General features: G+C 64.7%; 12 protein-coding genes. 4 read left to right on the forward strand and 8 right to left on the reverse strand.

Features of this window, described 5'->3' with window-relative positions; translation table 11 throughout:
- Nucleotides 1-4: 4 nt before the first annotated feature.
- Together EB233_RS00990 and EB233_RS00995 are read right to left on the reverse strand one after the other, a co-directional pair.
- A complete protein-coding gene (locus EB233_RS00990) occupies nucleotides 5-703 on the reverse strand; it encodes a sulfate transporter family protein (protein WP_064990429.1) in 699 nt (232 codons plus the stop codon).
- An 89-nt stretch (nucleotides 704-792) separates the two neighbouring features.
- Nucleotides 793-1695: a DMT family transporter gene (locus EB233_RS00995; protein WP_064990428.1), complete on the reverse strand. Its 903-nt coding sequence runs from the start codon at nucleotides 1693-1695 to the stop codon at nucleotides 793-795.
- A 259-nt stretch (nucleotides 1696-1954) separates the two neighbouring features.
- Here EB233_RS00995 and EB233_RS01000 point away from each other — a divergent pair, with 259 nt between their 5' ends.
- Together EB233_RS01000 and EB233_RS01005 are read left to right on the forward strand one after the other, a co-directional pair.
- The gene (locus EB233_RS01000) at nucleotides 1955-2947 is read left to right on the forward strand and encodes an adenosine kinase (protein ID WP_064990427.1); all 993 of its coding nucleotides are present in this window, start codon (nucleotides 1955-1957) and stop codon (nucleotides 2945-2947) included.
- Nucleotides 2948-3289: 342 nt separating this feature from the next.
- Nucleotides 3290-3979, forward strand: a complete 690-nt coding sequence (locus EB233_RS01005) for an antitoxin Xre/MbcA/ParS-like domain-containing protein (RefSeq protein WP_064990426.1) — start codon at nucleotides 3290-3292, stop codon at nucleotides 3977-3979.
- Here EB233_RS01005 and speB read toward each other — a convergent pair.
- Together speB and EB233_RS01015 are read right to left on the reverse strand one after the other, a co-directional pair.
- Nucleotides 3976-4935 (reverse strand): agmatinase, encoded by a 960-nt coding sequence (gene speB / locus EB233_RS01010; protein WP_064990425.1) that lies wholly within the window; start codon nucleotides 4933-4935, stop codon nucleotides 3976-3978. The genes EB233_RS01005 and speB overlap by 4 nt on opposite strands.
- Before the next feature lie 75 nt (nucleotides 4936-5010).
- Nucleotides 5011-6111 carry a polyamine ABC transporter substrate-binding protein gene (locus EB233_RS01015; RefSeq protein ID WP_064990424.1) on the reverse strand — a complete coding sequence of 367 codons (1101 nt, stop codon included), beginning with the start codon at nucleotides 6109-6111 and terminating at the stop codon, nucleotides 5011-5013.
- 117 nt (nucleotides 6112-6228) lie between these two features.
- On the opposite strand from EB233_RS01015, the gene EB233_RS01020 reads away from it, so the two are divergent.
- Complete coding sequence (locus EB233_RS01020) at nucleotides 6229-7134, forward strand: LysR substrate-binding domain-containing protein (protein WP_064990423.1); 906 nt, start codon at nucleotides 6229-6231, stop codon at nucleotides 7132-7134.
- A gap of 175 nt (nucleotides 7135-7309) precedes the next feature.
- On the opposite strand, the gene EB233_RS01025 is transcribed toward EB233_RS01020, so the two are convergent.
- Together EB233_RS01025 and EB233_RS01030 are read right to left on the reverse strand one after the other, a co-directional pair.
- Nucleotides 7310-9589 carry an NADP-dependent malic enzyme gene (locus EB233_RS01025; RefSeq protein WP_064990422.1) on the reverse strand — a complete coding sequence of 760 codons (2280 nt, stop codon included), beginning with the start codon at nucleotides 9587-9589 and terminating at the stop codon, nucleotides 7310-7312.
- Between the two features lie 132 nt (nucleotides 9590-9721).
- The gene (locus EB233_RS01030) at nucleotides 9722-10882 is read right to left on the reverse strand and encodes a glycosyltransferase family protein (protein WP_244277711.1); all 1161 of its coding nucleotides are present in this window, start codon (nucleotides 10880-10882) and stop codon (nucleotides 9722-9724) included.
- Nucleotides 10883-11076: 194 nt separating this feature from the next.
- Between EB233_RS01030 and mutS the strand changes: the two genes are divergently transcribed.
- Nucleotides 11077-13803: a DNA mismatch repair protein MutS gene (gene mutS / locus EB233_RS01035; protein ID WP_064990420.1), complete on the forward strand. Its 2727-nt coding sequence runs from the start codon at nucleotides 11077-11079 to the stop codon at nucleotides 13801-13803.
- A 75-nt stretch (nucleotides 13804-13878) separates the two neighbouring features.
- Here mutS and EB233_RS01040 read toward each other — a convergent pair whose 3' ends face one another.
- Together EB233_RS01040 and copM are read right to left on the reverse strand one after the other, a co-directional pair.
- The gene (locus EB233_RS01040; protein WP_064990419.1) at nucleotides 13879-14724 is read right to left on the reverse strand and encodes an aldo/keto reductase; all 846 of its coding nucleotides are present in this window, start codon (nucleotides 14722-14724) and stop codon (nucleotides 13879-13881) included.
- Between the two features lie 77 nt (nucleotides 14725-14801).
- Complete coding sequence (gene copM / locus EB233_RS01045; RefSeq protein ID WP_027052650.1) at nucleotides 14802-15194, reverse strand: CopM family metallochaperone; 393 nt, start codon at nucleotides 15192-15194, stop codon at nucleotides 14802-14804.
- Between the last annotated feature and the right edge of the window lie 7 nt (nucleotides 15195-15201).

A 15201-nucleotide genomic window follows, 5' to 3' on the forward strand; every position in this document is an offset into this window, starting at 1 on the left:
GCGGTTAGCGACGGCTCTCTCGCGCCGAAATCGCCTTGTGCAGATGCACCATCATGGCGGCGGCGAAGAGGGGTGTCAGCAGATTGAGCAGCGGCACCGCAAGAAAGGCCGCGATGACCAGCCCGGCAAGGAAGACCGTGCCAGCGTAGTTCTTGCGCAAGGCCCTGGCCTCGTCTTCCGCGCGAAAGCGCATGGCGGCGAATTCGAAGAATTCGCGGCCGAGCAGATAGCCGTTGACGATGAAGAAGGCGGCGATGTTGATGCCCGGCACAAGCAGAAGCAGGAGCGCGACGATGTTGCCTGCTATGACGACACCGAAGAATTTAACCGCCAGCACCAGCGAACGCAGCGCCGGCATGGCACGGCCGGGCGGGTCGGCGGAATAGTCGGTGCGCTCGACCACCTCGGCGACATCGTCGAGGAAGAGGCCGGCGATCACCGCCGTGACCGGCGCGACAAGCAGCGCCATGCCGAAGGCAAGCACGATCGCCGCGATGATGCCGCCCAGCCAGCCAGCCCAGGACGGTATGCCGGGCAACAGCGTCTCGAGCCATGGCAGGGCCAGCCATTCGACAAGGCTGGTCAAGCCGAACCACAAGGCGACCAGCGCCAGCACGGTCAGGCCCAGCGTCTTGATGAACACGGCACGAAACGGCGGCGAGAGCAGCTCGATGGCCGCGGCGCGGGCAGCGTCGAAAATCACCGTGCATCAACCCCAGGTCAGCGGACACCGCCGAAAGGCGGAACGTTCACGAGATAGGCAGCGCGGGTCGCGAGCACAAGCGCGGGTCGCTACCTAGCAAACGCCGGCTTTCTGACCGGGATGGTCATGGCCGCGACGCCGGCAATGACAAAGGCCATGCCGAACCACACGGTCGGCCCGAGGCTTTCGCCGAGGACGGCGGCGCCGATGCCGACGCCGATCGGCACGCGCAGATAGGCCTGCGACGTGGTGCCGACCGAACCCAGCGTGTGGATGAGGCGGAAATAGATGACGAAGGCGAGCGCCGTCGAGAAGACCGACAGGCCGATCAGGGCCAGGATCGAGGCCATCGAGGGTGCGAGCGTCCAGGGCTGGTCGACCGCTAGGCTGAGCGGCACCAGCATGACGGCACCGCAGAGCATCGAGCCGGCGGCCGGCAGCATCGGATCGAGACCCTTGAAGCCACGGCCGAAGATGGCGGCACCGGCATAGCAGACCGTCGCCACGACGATGGCGATTTGCGCCCACAATTCGTGACCGAGGCCACCCAACGCCTCGGTGCCGACGATGAGGCAGATGCCGGCTATGCCGGCGCCGACACCGACCAGTTTGCGCACCGTGACCGGCTCATGGCGGGTGATGAGCGCGGTGAAAACGAAGGTGAAGATCGGCGAGGTCGCATTGAGGATGGTGGCAAGGCCGGCATCGACCGAGCGCTCGGCCGCCGCGATCAGCGTGAACGGGATGACGCTGTTGAGGCAGGCCTGGAAGGCAAAGCGGCGCCAGCTTGCAGCGTCGCCCGGCATGGTCAGCCCGCGCCAACGGATGATGGCGAACAGGATGCCGCCGGCGATCAAGGTGCGGGCGGCGATGAAGGTGACCGGCGGGATCGTTTCGACGCCGATCTTGATGAAGGTGTAGGAAGCGCCCCACAGCACAGCCAGAACGCCGAGCAATGCCAGGTCGGTGGTTGTATCGCTCTTTGCAGACATGGGCTCGCCGCTCTCGCATATGATCGGGCTTGTTCTAGGCAACGCGCGAAGAAATGCTTCGTCCACGGTCGAATTATCATAGCGCCTGGTTGTCACCGCCGCGCGGGAACGACAGAAAATCGGTTGCCAATTTTCGGGCTCATGCTGTAGACCCGCCCGGGCGTGGCAAGAAGCCGGCTCTCTCTTTGTACGCAATTCCTGTGGGAAAACCGCTAAGCACTTTTCCTGGAATTGTTCTAGGTTTTTGGTGGAGACATTGATGCCGGATTATGACGTGCTTTGCATCGGCAATGCCATTGTCGACATCATCGCCCAGTGCGAGGAGGAATTCCTCGAGACCAACGGCATCATCAAGGGCGCGATGAACCTCATCGACACGCAGCGCGCCGAGTTGCTGTACAGCCGCATGGGCCCGGCGATCGAGGCCTCCGGCGGCAGCGCCGGCAACACCGCCGCCGGCGTCGCCTCTTTCGGCGGACGCGCCGCCTTCTTCGGCAAGGTTTCCAACGATGCGCTGGGCGACATCTATGCGCATGACATCCACGCCCAGGGCGTCGCCTTCGACACCAGGCCGCTAACCGGCGAGCCGCCGACGGCGCGCTCGATGATCTTCGTCACCCCCGACGGCGAACGCTCGATGAACACCTATCTCGGCGCCTGCGTCGAGCTCGGGCCGGAGGATGTCGAGGCCGACAAGGCGTCCGGCGCCAAGGTCACCTATTTCGAGGGCTATCTGTGGGACCCGCCGCGCGCCAAGGAAGCGATCCGGCAGACGGCGAAACTGGCGCACGCGGCAGGCCGCGAGGTGTCGATGACGCTGTCGGATTCGTTCTGCGTCGACCGCTACCGCGACGAGTTCCTCGACCTGATGCGCTCCGGCACGGTCGACATCGTCTTTGCCAACAGCCACGAGATCAAGTCGCTCTACCAGACATCGTCCTTCGACGAGGCGCTGGCCAGGATCCGCAAGGACTGCAGGATCGCCGCCGTGACGCGGTCGGAAAAGGGCTCGGTCATCGTGCGCGGCGACGAGACGGTGGTCATCCAGGCGACCGCCATCAGGGAACTCGTCGACACGACGGGCGCCGGCGATCTCTACGCCGCCGGCTTCCTGCATGGCTACACGCAAGGCCGCGACCTCAAGACCTGCGGCGACCTTGGCTCGCTGGCGGCCGGCCTGGTGATCCAGCAGATCGGCCCGAGGCCAAGACAGAATCTGCGCAAAGAGGCTGAACTGGCGGGATTGCTGTAACTGAAAGCCCGGCGCTTCTGTTGTTAACAGCCGGCCGTGCCACAGCCCTTCGCAGGCTCAGGGCGTTCGAAGCTCGAAAAGCCAAGCAATTGGCTTTTCGTCCGCTGCGCGGACCGCTTCTCACCGTCGCGTTACTGTCACACATCGCCCCTACACGAAATCGCGAGCGTCCCGCGACTGACATTTCGGGACGCCCTCGGTCAGATGGGGTGTTGAGAAGATGCAAGACAGCAAGCTGTCGGGCGGCGCGGTTCGTCGCCGCCATGATTTCCGTTTACCGCACTAGAAATTCAGCAAGCGACCGCCGCCGAGGGAGGAAACGCGCGGCCGGAAGACAGGTCCATGAGCAGATTTCAGACAGGTCTCGGACAAGACGACTTCGCGGAGATGGTCGCGGAGGATGTCGAGCGCGCGCTTGCCCACTATGACGAGGCCATAAACCAGTCCACCGTGGTCTCGGTCGGCAAGATCGCCGGCAGCATAGCGTCGGCCGTCACCTTGCTGTCGCCAAAGCACCAGCGCGCCATCGACGCCATTCATGCCGACCTTCCCGGCCTTGCCTCGAAATTCGTGCGCGCGCTGGCGGCGGAAGCCGCGCGCCGCAGCGAAGCCGGCACCACGGATATGCCGACGGCTTTGCAGGCCGATGAAGCGCTTCCGCCACCGCCCCGGTCCGACGACCTCGAATCGATGCTGATCGAGGACTGGGCCGGCCGTGTCGCCGGCTCGACCTATCTCGAAGAAAATCTGCGCATCGCCCGCTCGACCCTGCACCGCTGGCAAAAGCGGGGCGACGTCATCGCCCTGCGCAAGGGCGGCCGCAAGCACGTCTTCCCGCTGGCGCAGTTCGTCGACGGCAGGCCAGTGCCAGGCATTGCCGACGTCCAGTCCCTGATCGGCAATCCGAGGCTCGCCTGGCTGTGGCTGACGCGGCCGGCGGCGCAACTCGACGGCCGCATTCCGATCGACCTGCTGCGGCAGGACCGGATCGATGAAGTGGTCGAGGCGGCGCGGGTGTTCGCGCCGGATTAGCCCTTCTTCTCGGCCAGCAGGCCAAGATAGTGCTGCAGGACGGCGGCGCCGGCGATCGACGTGACGTCGGCATGATCATAGGCCGGCGCCACCTCGACGACATCGGCGCCGATGATATCGAGCGAGCCCAACCGCCGCAGGATCATCAGCGCCTCGCGCGAAGAAAGGCCGCCGGCGACAGGTGTGCCGGTGCCGGGCGCGAAAGCCGGGTCGAGGCAGTCGATGTCGAAGGTCAGATAGGTGCTGGCGTCGCCGACACGCGCCGTGATGCGCTCGACAACGCCGACAACGCCGAGTTCGGCGACATCTTCGCCGTGAAGGATCTCGAGGCCGCAGCTGTCCGGCGCGTGGGTGCGGATGCCGACCTGGATCGAGCGCTCCGGCACGATCAGGCCTTCGGCAACCGCCCTGGCGACGAACGAGCCATGGTCGATGCGCTTCTCCTCGTCGAGCCAAGTGTCCTGATGGGCGTCGAACTGGACCAGCGCCAGCGGCCCGTATCTCTTCGCGTGCGCCCTGAGCAGCGGCCAGGTGACGTAATGGTCGCCGCCGATCGACAGCAGCGTGACGCCGGCATCGACGACCTCGCTGGCCTGCGCCTCGATCTGCCATGGCGTTTCGTCATGCCGGCCGAAATCGAGGCCGCAATCGCCATAGTCGATGACCGCCAGTCTTTCGAACGGATCGGCGCGGAAGGGATATTGCGGGTCCCCTTCCAGGATCGCCGAGGCGCGCCGCACGCCTTGCGGACCGAAGCGGGCGCCAGGCCGGTTCGACACGGCGGCGTCGAACGGAATGCCCCAGACGGCGACATCGACGCCGTCGAGGTTACGGGTCAGCCGGCGGCGCATGAAGGACAGCACGCCGCCATAGACCGGCTCGTGCGAGCCGCCATAGATGGTCTTGCCGAAAACGGCATCGTCGGTCTGGCGCGAACGCGGCAGGGAATTGAGCATATCGATCACATCTTTTTTCTGGAGAGAGGTGCGGGCTTTTCTGGAAACAAGTGCAGGGCCAAAGCAGGCCGGGAATCAGTTGGTTCCGGTGGTGAAGCCGGTCCATAGCCGGGTGACCAGGCGCAGCGATTTCTGGTCGCGCGGCTGCGCGGCGAACAGATGCTTCATCGTCTCTTGCGAGAGATAGATGTCGGGATTGTCGCGAACGGTCTCGTCGATCATCGGCGCCGCCGCCTCGACCGCGTTCGGGTAGAGCGTCGCATTGGTGAAGCGGGCGGCAATTTGCGGCTTCATCAGGAAATCAAGGAACGCTTCGGCGTTTTCGCGGTGCGGCGCATCGACTGGGATGGTGATGACGTCGAAGAAGATTTCCGTGCCTTCCTTGGGGATGGAATAGCCGACATCGGCGCCGCTTTTGGCGTCGACCGCCTTGGTCGCCGCACCGATCGCATCGCCGCTCCAGCCAAGCGCCAGGCAGAGATCGCCGGCCGCCATCTCGCTCATGATCGAACCGGATTTGAAATGCCTGACATAGGGCTTGATCGCGGTCAGCAGATCGGCCGCCTTCCTGATCTCGCTCTCATCAGTGGAGAACGGATCGAAGCCGAGATAGTTGAGCGCGATCGACATCACGCCCTCGGGCGAATCGACCATGGCGATGCCGCAATCCTGGAATTTTTTCGCCACGTCCGGCTTGAAGATCATGTCGAGGCTGTTGAGCGGGGCGTCCTTCATCCGCTCGGCAATCCTGGCCTTGTTGTAGATGATGCCTGTGGTGCCATAGGCATAGGGCACCGCATAGGCGTTGCCCGGATCCTGCCTGGCCAGGAAGGCCATGATGTCGGGATTGAGACCCCCAGCGTTGGGAATCCCTGTCTTGTCGAGTTTCTGGATGGCGCCCGCCTTGATGTACTGGCCGACGATCGACGCGCCCGGCATGATCAGATCATAGCCGGAGCCCCCAGTCAGCGCCTTGGTCGTCAGCATCTCGACGGCATCGAACGTGTCGTACACGACCTTGATGCCGGTCTGTTTCTCGAACTCGGCGATCGTGTCGGCGGGCACGTAATCATACCAGAAGTAGATGTTGACGGTCTTGTCCTCGGCGGCCAGGGCACCGCCCGTCAGGGCACTGAGGGCGAACATCGATGCGGCAAGAGTGGCAAGATGGCGCATGGCGGGTCTCCCAAGGAGGTCGGATCGCGCGAGAATTGCCCGCTCGGCACGGTTGGACAAACGGCATTTTTGTTCCTCATACTTGACAAAAACTCATCTCAAGTTTTGTCTCTGCCGATGAAGCTGCCTTCGTTGAATGCGATCCGGGCTTTCGAAGCGGCGGCGCGCCTGCACAGCTTCAAGGATGCCGCCGACGAGTTGCGGCTGACGCCCTCGGCGGTGAGCCGGCATATCCGTTCGCTGGAACAGGCGCTGGGCATGGAGCTGTTCGAGCGCGGCATCCGCCAGGTGACACTGGTGCCGAAAGCCAGCCACTTTGCCCGCCGGCTCTCAACCGCCTTCAGGTCGATCGAGGCCGCCACCGAAGAGATGGGCAGCCACGGCCGACCCGTTGCCGCCAGGCGCGCCTCGCTGTCGATCAACGCGACTTTCATGAACCTGTGGCTCGCCGACCGGCTGCCGCGTTTTCGCCAGGCCAACCCGGATTTCGAACTCGACGTGTCGATCCATGACGATCAGAACCGGGGTGGCAATCCGAGTGCCGATCTGCGCGTGCTGTTCACCGCCGAGACCGCCAATGCGGACACCATCCAACTCGTGTCACTGGTGATCTTTCCCGTCTGCGCGCCGGCCCTGCTTGCCGGCCCGCATGCGCCGAGAACGTCAGCCGATCTCGCCGGACTGAGGCTGCTGCATGAAAACACCACCGCCTGGTGGGAGGAATGGTTCGAACTGGAAGGCCTCAGGGTCGACGCGAAATCCGGTCCGATCTTCCATGACCCGGCGCTGGCCGTGCGCGAGGCGGTCAATGGCGGCGGCGTGGCGCTGGTCGACAACATCATGGCGCAGGACCTGCTGGCCAGCGGTCAGCTGGTGGCGCCATTCCCGGAGCGCCACACCATTGCGGAAAGCTACTGCCTGCAGCAGAAGCCGGGCCATCGCGGCTCGGCCGGAATCAGGCGGTTCCGGGAATGGCTGCTGTTGGAGATTGCCGGCCACAAGCAGGCGATGGGGCTGGCCTGAGGGCTGTTGTGCCACCTCTATATGGTTAGGCTGTCTTGCTAAGGCGAGGCCCGGTGGAGGATCGTTGCGGCGTCGTTTCGCTGGCGGTGACGCCGGTTGCGGCCGCTCTTTTTTGCCGATGGACATCAACCGGTCGGCGCCATGCTTGTCCGGAACCTGGCATGTGTGGATTTACTCAAGTCCCCGCCGAATAGGCCGCGATTGCCGCCATGTTGACGATATCGCTATCCTTGGCGTTCAGCGAGACGATCTGCACTGGCTTGTTCAGGCCGACCAGCAGCGGGCCGATCACCGTCGAGCCGCCGAGCTCCTGCAGCATCTTGGTCGAGATCGAGGCCGAGTGGAAGGCCGGCATGATCAGCACATTGGCCGGGCCGGTAAGCCTTATGAACGGGTACTGCGCCATGGCGCGGGCGTTGAGCGCGACGTCGGCCGCCATTTCGCCGTCATATTCGAAATCGACGCGCCGCTTGTCGAGGATGCGCACGGCCTCCTGGACGCGCTCCGAGCGTTCGCCCTGCGGATGGCCGAACGTGGAGTACGCAAGCATGGCGAGCCTCGGCTCGTAGCCCATGCGGCGGGCGAAGCCGGCCGCCTCCTCGGCGATGTCGGCGATCTGTTCGGCATTCGGCATGTCGTGCACCGCGGTGTCGGCGACCAGCACCGTCTTGCCCCTCGCCAGCACGATCGAGACGCCGATGACGCGGTGGCCGGGCTTGGCATCGATGACGCGCCTGATGTCGTCGAGCGCTGTCGAATAGTTGCGGGTGACGCCGGTGACGATGCCGTCTGCGTCGCCCAGCGCCACCATGCAGGCGGCGAAGTGGTTTCGGTCGTTGTTGATCAGGCGCTGGCAGTCGCGAAACAGGAAGCCTTTGCGCTGCATGCGCTCATAGAGATAGTCGGTGTAGATGCCGTTGCGGCGTGACAGCCTTGCATTGATGATCTCGATGCCTTGCTTGTTGAGATCGATGCCGGCGTGCTTAGCGTTTTCCTTGATGACGTCGTCGCGGCCGAGCAGGATGGCGGTGCCGAGCCGCTGGTTCACATACGAGACTGCGGCGCGCATCACCTGCTCCTCCTCGCCCTCGGCGAAGACGATGCGCTTGGGCTGGCGGCGGACGCGGTCGTAGATGCGCTGCAAGGTGGAGGCGATCGGGTCGCGGCGCGCCGACAGTTCCTGCGCGTAGCGATCGAGATCGAGGATCGGCTTGCGGGCGACGCCGGACTCCATCGCCGCCTTTGCCACGGCAAGAGGAATGGCCGAGATCAGGCGCGGGTCGAACGGCACCGGGATGATGTAGTTGGGCCCGAATTTCGGCCGGTTGCCCTGATAGGCGGCGGCGACGTCGTCGGGCACGTCCTGGCGCGCCAGTTCGGCGAGCGCGCGCGCCGCGGCGATCTTCATGTCGTCGTTGATGGTGGTCGCCCGCACATCCAGCGCGCCGCGAAAGATATAGGGGAAGCCGAGCACGTTGTTGACCTGATTGGCGTAATCAGAACGCCCCGTGGCCATGATGGCGTCGGTGCGGATCTCGGCCACTTCCTCCGGCGTTATCTCGGGATCCGGATTGGCCATGGCGAAGATGATCGGGTTCTTGGCCATCGACTGCACCATGGCGGTGGTCAGCGCGCCCTTGGCCGAGAGACCGAGGAAGACATCGGCGCCGTCGAGCGCCTCGGCGAGGCTGCGCGTGTCGGTCTTGACCGCATGCGCCGACTTCCACTGGTTCATGCCTTCGGTGCGGCCCTGGAAGACGACGCCCTTGGTGTCGCACAGGATGATGTTTTCGGGCGCGAAGCCCATCGCCTTCATCAGTTCGATGCAGGCGATGCCGGCGGCGCCGGCGCCGTTGCAGACCATCTTGGTGGTCTTCATGTCGCGGCCGGTGATTTCCAGCGCGTTGATCAGCCCGGCGGCCGAGATGATGGCGGTGCCGTGCTGGTCGTCGTGGAAGACAGGGATATCCATCAGTTCGCGCAGGCGCTGCTCGATGATGAAGCACTCCGGCGCCTTGATATCCTCAAGGTTGATGCCGCCGAAGGAGGGGCCGAGGAAGCGCACGCAATTGATGAACTCGTCGGCATCCTCGGTGTCGACCTCGAGGTCGATGGAATCGACATCGGCGAAGCGCTTGAACAGCACCGCCTTGCCTTCCATGACGGGCTTCGAGGCGAGCGCGCCGAGATTGCCGAGGCCGAGGATGGCGGTGCCGTTGGAGATGACAGCGACCATGTTGCCGCGCGTCGTATAGTCGAAGGCGCGGCTGGGGTCTTCGGCGATGGCGCGCACCGGCACGGCGACACCCGGCGAATAGGCGAGGCTCAGATCGCGCTGCGTCGTCATCGGCTTGGTGGCGACGATCTCCAGCTTGCCGGGCCGGCCCATCGCGTGGAATTCGAGCGCTTCCTGCGCGCTGACGGACGGACCGTTGGTCTCGGTTTTCCTGGCCATGATGCTTTTGATTTCCTCGCCAATGCCGCGCCTCCTTGAAGTGGGCGCCTTTTAGATGATGAATTAAGACCACGCGCCGCTGCATGTAAACCGCCAAGCGCGGCAAAGCTGCTTCAATGCGGAGACGGCCGTTCAGGAGCCATACGGCGTAGGCTTCAATGCCGCGATTTCGCGCGCATGCTCGCGCAGCGCGGTCCAGCGCCGCAAGGTGCGGGTGCCGGGAAAGGGCCATTGCGAAAGCGGTGGCTGGTCGCTTCCCATGCGCTCGAACAGCGCCGACAGAAAGTCCATGAGCGCCCGCCGCTGCGGCCACACCTTCGCCATCGTGCGGTTGCGGATTTCCTCGCGCGCAATCGCGCGGTCGCGCAGCGTTTCGACCGCACGCCGGATCGCCGCCGTATCCGGCTCGGCGATGATGCAGTAATCCGGATCGAAAAAGACGTCGCGGCCGCCAAGACTTGGCGTGCTCACGACAGGCAACCCGGCCATGAGGTACTCCATGCTGGAGCACATCGCTCCTTCGGCTGGAGATAGACAGAGCCCTACCGCCGCGCGAGCGTAGGCTCGATTGACCTCCTGCGGCGACAGCCATCCTGGCTGGCCCTCATCGAGCGGATTGGCAATGGAATGCCTTGGCGACTGCGCCTGCAGGCGACGGATGAAGGCGCGATCCCCGGCCAGCGGCAATTCGCCGATCGAAAAGGTGACATGGAGCAGGCGCTCTATGCCGAAGGCGAGATAGTGCCGCTTGGTGTGCGAGATGCGGCCATTGTAGACGGCGTCGAATTCGACCGGAACATCCGGCAAAGGCCGGAAGATATCCTCGGAAACCATCAGATTGTGATTTGAGAAGATCGCCATGCCGCCGACCGCCGCGATCAGGCGACGCTCCTCCTCGGTGTTGCAGAGAAAGACCAGCTCGTGCAGCGGAAAGCGGGCGCGGTACCAGGCGAGGTCCCGGCCAATCTTGGCGACGATGTGCGGCCGCTCCAGCGTCCAGCTCGGCATCAGCAGGAATGTGGCGCGGCGCTTGGCAAACCGCCGGCCGATTGCCGCGACGGAGCTCAGGGGACGCTGCCCGCCGATCGGCGTGTAGAGGACAAGCGGATCGTGGCTGAGCACGTAAATCGCAACCTGCATGCCGCCGTCGAGATCGGACAAGGGACCGGTGGCAGGAAGCGCGAAAGGAAGCCGCTTGGCCGCCAATTGCCTCAGCGCGCCCAACCTCTGGCCGGTCTGCCACGCCGCTTTCAGCCAGAGCCGCTCGACCGCAGAGTCGATCGGCCCGACCATTTCCTCGAAAGTTTCCTGACCGTCCCTATCCACAAGATCTTGCTAATATATTGGAGCGAGTACATTGGCAAATGACACTCTCCCGCCAGCCGAGGCAATGCAGCGGTCCACGGCTATCGCTCTGGCTTGCTGTTTCCCCTGCTTTTCGAGCCGCCGGCATTAAACCCCATGGTCACATCTGCTAGCGTGCCGGCATGAATATGCACAGCCCGAACGAGCCCGACGCCCCCGAGGCGGTGACGCCGCCACAGCCCGGCGCCGCCGTGACGCCGATGATGGAGCAGTTCATCGAGATCAAGGCGGCGAACCCGGATTCGCTGCTGTTCTACCGCATGGGCGATTTCTACGAGCTGTTCTTCGACGATGCCGAAAAAGCAAGCCGGGCGCTGGGCATTGTCCTGACCAAGCGCGGCAAGCACCAGGGCCACGACATCCCGATGTGCGGTGTGCCGGTGCACGCGGCCGACGACTATCTGCAGAAGCTGATCGGCCAGGGGTTCCGCGTCGCCGTCTGCGAGCAGATCGAGGATCCGGCCGAGGCCAAGAAGCGCGGTTCGAAATCGGTGGTGCGCCGCGATGTGGTGCGGCTGGTGACACCGGGCACCATCACCGAGGACAAATTGCTGGCGCCGTCGGAATCGAGCTTCCTGATGGCGCTGGGGCGGGTGAAGGGCGGCAGCGACCACAGCTTTGCAATTGCCTGGATCGATATCTCGACCGGCGCCTTCCGGGTTGCGGAGACCACCGCCGACCGGCTGCTGGCCGACATTTTCCGCGTCGACCCGCGCGAGCTGATCGTCGCCGAGCCGGTGTTTCACGATTCCGAGCTGAGGCCGGTGTTCGACGTGCTCGGCCGCGTCGCCAATCCGCAGCCGCCGTCGCTGTTCGATTCGGCATCGGCCACGGGGCGCATCGCGCGCTTCTTCGAGGTGGCGACGCCGGACAGTTTCGGTACGTTTTCGCGGGCAGAACTGTCGGCGATCTCTGGCGCCATCGCCTATGTCGAGAAGACGCAGAAGGCCGAGCGGCCGCCGCTGTCGCGGCCCGAACGCGAGGAACAGGGCTCGACGCTGTTCATCGATCCGGCGACGCGCGGCAATCTCGAACTCTTGCGCACGCTGTCCGGAAGCCGCGAGGGCTCACTGTTCAAGGCTATCGACCGCACAGTCACCGGCGGCGGCGCCAGGCTGCTCGCCGACCGGCTGATGGCGCCATTGACCGACCCGACGGCGATCGGTGCGCGTCTCGACTCGGTGTCGTTCTTCCGATCCGAGACGCGGCTTTGCCAGGCGGTGCGGACGAGCCTCAAGAGCGTCGCCGACATGCCGCGCGCCTTGTCCAGGCTGGCGCTCAACCGCGGCGGCCCGCGCGACCTCGGCGCGCTGCGCGCCGGCTTCGAAGCTGCCGGCGCCATCGCCGAAATCTTCGCCGCCACCGCCCTGCCCCAGGAATTGGCTGGTGCAATGGCCGCTATCCAGGCGCTGCCCCAGGCGCTCGCCCGGCATCTGGTGCACGCGCTCGGCGAGGAACTGCCGCTGCTCAAACGCGACGGCGGCTTCGTGCGCGGCGGCTACCACCCCGAACTCGACGAGATGCGGGCGTTGCGTGACGAGTCGCGAAAAGTGATCGCCGGGCTGGAGCGCTCGCTGATCGAGGAGACCGGCATACGCTCGCTGAAAATCCGGCACAACAATGTGCTGGGTTACTACATCGAAGTGACCGCCAACCACCATGCGGTGATGACCGGCAGCGATGGCGCCAAGGCGCGCTTCATCCACCGCCAGACCATGGCCAATGCCATGCGCTTCACCACGACCGAGCTTGCCGAACTCGAGACCAAGATCGCCAATGCCGCCGACCGGGCGCTGAGCATCGAACTGGCGGCCTTCGATGCGCTGACGGCGGAAGCGGTCGGCGAGGCCGACGCGATCCGCGCCGGCGCGGGTGCGCTGGCGGTAATCGATGTGTCTGCCGCGCTCGCCCTGCTCTCCGAAAGCGAAGCCTGGTGCCGGCCGCTGGTGGATTCAAGCCTTGCCTTCGAGATATCAGGCGGCCGCCATCCAGTGGTCGAACAGGCGTTGCGCCGTTCGGGCGAAGGCCCCTTCGTCGCCAATGATTGCGACCTCTCGCCGGAGGGAAGTGCCAAGAATGGCGCCATCTGGCTGCTGACCGGCCCCAACATGGGCGGTAAATCTACCTTCCTCAGGCAAAACGCCCTTATTGCCATCCTTGCCCAGACCGGCTCTTTCGTGCCGGCCGCATCGGCCCATGTCGGCGTCGTCGACAGGCTGTTCTCGCGCGTCGGTGCCTCGGACGATCTGGCGCGCGGCCGCTCGACCTTCATGGTCGAGATGGTCGAAACGGCTGCCATTCTCAACCAGGCCGGCGAGCGGGCACTGGTGATCCTCGACGAGATCGGCCGCGGCACCGCCACATTCGACGGTCTGTCGATCGCCTGGGCGGCCGTGGAATATTTGCATGAGAAGAACCGCTGCCGGGCGATCTTCGCCACCCATTTCCACGAGATGACCTCGCTTGCCGGCAAGCTGGCGCGGCTGTCCAACGTCACCATGCGGGTCAAGGAATGGGAAGGCGACGTCGTCTTCCTGCACGAGGTCGGCAAAGGTGCGGCCGACCGCTCCTACGGCGTCCAGGTAGCGCGGCTGGCCGGCCTGCCGGAAGCGGTGGTCGACCGCGCCAAGCAGGTGCTGCACCAGTTGGAGGAAGGCGAGGTTTCCGGCAAGGCCAACCGGCTGGTCGACGACCTGCCGCTGTTTTCGGTCGCCGTGAAGCGCGAAGCGCCCAAGCCGGTGAAGAACGACGCGCTGGGTGCCGCGCTCGGCGACATCAACCCCGACGAGATGACGCCACGCGAGGCGCTGGAGGCGCTTTACCGGCTGAAAGGGCTGGCGGGGAAGTAGCTTTGCAATCCGGACGGCGGCGCCGGAACTTCCAATCTCCTCGCCTCGTGGGGAGATTGGCAGCGTCACCGCGGGTCAGATCATTTCCAGTCCGCGTTTGCGCGTGGGCGGCGGGAATGCACGGTCGAGTTCGGCGAGATCCTGCGACGTAAGCTTTATGTCCAGCGCGGCAAAATTCTGGCGGACATGCTCCTGGCTGCTGGCCTTGGGGATGGCGATGACGCCCTCCTGGTGCATCACCCAGGCCAGGGCGATTTGTGCCGCCGTGGCATTGTGGCGGGCGGCGACGGCATCGAGCCTGGCATTGCGCGCCAATGCGCCCTGCTCGACCGGCGAATAGGCCATCAAGGGGATGCCGCGCTTCCGGCTCCAGGGCGCCAGATCGAATTCGAGGCCGCGCCGGACCAGATTGTAGAGTACCTGGTTGGTCTGGACGTGGCCGCCATCGGGCAAGCCGGCCAGGTCCTCCATTTCCTCGGTGTCGAAATTGCTGACGCCCCAGTGGCGGATCTTGCCGGCCTTCTTCAAGGCCTCGAAGCCCTCGACCGTCTCCAACAGCGGCACGCTGCCCGGCCAATGCAGGAGGTAGAGGTCGATGCGGTCGGTGGCGAGCCGCATCAAGCTGTTTTCGCAGGCGCGCTCCACGCCCGCGCGCGAGGCGTTGGACGGCAGCACTTTCGAAACCAGGAAGGTCTCGGCGCGGCGTCCGGCAATGGCTTGCGCCACCACCTCCTCGGCGCCGCCGCTGGCATACATTTCGGCGGTATCGATCAGCGTGATGCCGAGGTCGAGGCCGAGCTTCAGGGCGTTGACCTCATCGGTACGACGACCGGCATTCTCGCCCATCTTCCAGGTGCCTTGGCCGAGCACCTGGACGGCTTCGCCAGAAGGCAGTCTGGTGGTTCTTATCGTTGATGGCATAAGAGAATCCCGGCGCGGTCGAAAGGCATCGCAACACAATCGCCGGGAGAAATCCAGATCGAAGCCGTCGGCGGCGATCACTTCACCGGATGAGCGGCAAGCCAGTCCTGCATCTGCTTGATCTCGGCTTCCTGGGCGGCGATGACGCCTTCGGCGAGCTTGCGGATTTCCGGGTCCTTGCCATTGGCAAGCTCGACCTTGGCCATGTCGATGGCGCCCTGATGGTGCGGGATCATGCCGCGGACGAAGTCGACGTCGGCATTGCCGGTGTATTGGGACGCCATCATGTCGGCATGCATCTTGTCCATCGCCGCCTTGTAGCCTTCGGTCGAAGGACTAGTCGCGTCCATCGACATGCCAGCCATGTCGTGTTTCATCTCTTCGCTCTGCGCCGGAACGCTTTCGAGGAAGACGGCGAGCAGCATTCCGGCCGCCATCAGCAAAAGCACGAGTTTCTTGGCCAAGGTCATTCATGGT

This window comes from Mesorhizobium erdmanii, from assembly GCF_013170725.1.
GTDB classification, from domain to species: Bacteria; Pseudomonadota; Alphaproteobacteria; order Rhizobiales; family Rhizobiaceae; genus Mesorhizobium; species Mesorhizobium erdmanii.

Bases quoted from the DNA above. Each gene is read 5' to 3' on its own strand.
- EB233_RS01005 (WP_064990426.1), top strand. From the start codon at position 3,290: ATGAGCAGATTTCAGACAGGTCTCGGACAAGACGACTTCGCGGAGATG.
- EB233_RS01020 (WP_064990423.1), top strand. From the start codon at position 6,229: ATGAAGCTGCCTTCGTTGAATGCGATCCGGGCTTTCGAAGCGGCGGCG.
- speB (WP_064990425.1), bottom strand. From the start codon at position 4,935: ATGCTCAATTCCCTGCCGCGTTCGCGCCAGACCGACGATGCCGTTTTC.
- EB233_RS00995 (WP_064990428.1), bottom strand. From the start codon at position 1,695: ATGTCTGCAAAGAGCGATACAACCACCGACCTGGCATTGCTCGGCGTT.
- EB233_RS01015 (WP_064990424.1), bottom strand. From the start codon at position 6,111: ATGCGCCATCTTGCCACTCTTGCCGCATCGATGTTCGCCCTCAGTGCC.
- EB233_RS01025 (WP_064990422.1), bottom strand. From the start codon at position 9,589: ATGGCCAGGAAAACCGAGACCAACGGTCCGTCCGTCAGCGCGCAGGAA.
- mutS (WP_064990420.1), top strand. From the start codon at position 11,077: ATGAATATGCACAGCCCGAACGAGCCCGACGCCCCCGAGGCGGTGACG.
- EB233_RS01000 (WP_064990427.1), top strand. From the start codon at position 1,955: ATGCCGGATTATGACGTGCTTTGCATCGGCAATGCCATTGTCGACATC.
- EB233_RS01030 (WP_244277711.1), bottom strand. From the start codon at position 10,882: ATGGTCGGGCCGATCGACTCTGCGGTCGAGCGGCTCTGGCTGAAAGCG.
- EB233_RS01040 (WP_064990419.1), bottom strand. From the start codon at position 14,724: ATGCCATCAACGATAAGAACCACCAGACTGCCTTCTGGCGAAGCCGTC.
- copM (WP_027052650.1), bottom strand. From the start codon at position 15,194: ATGACCTTGGCCAAGAAACTCGTGCTTTTGCTGATGGCGGCCGGAATG.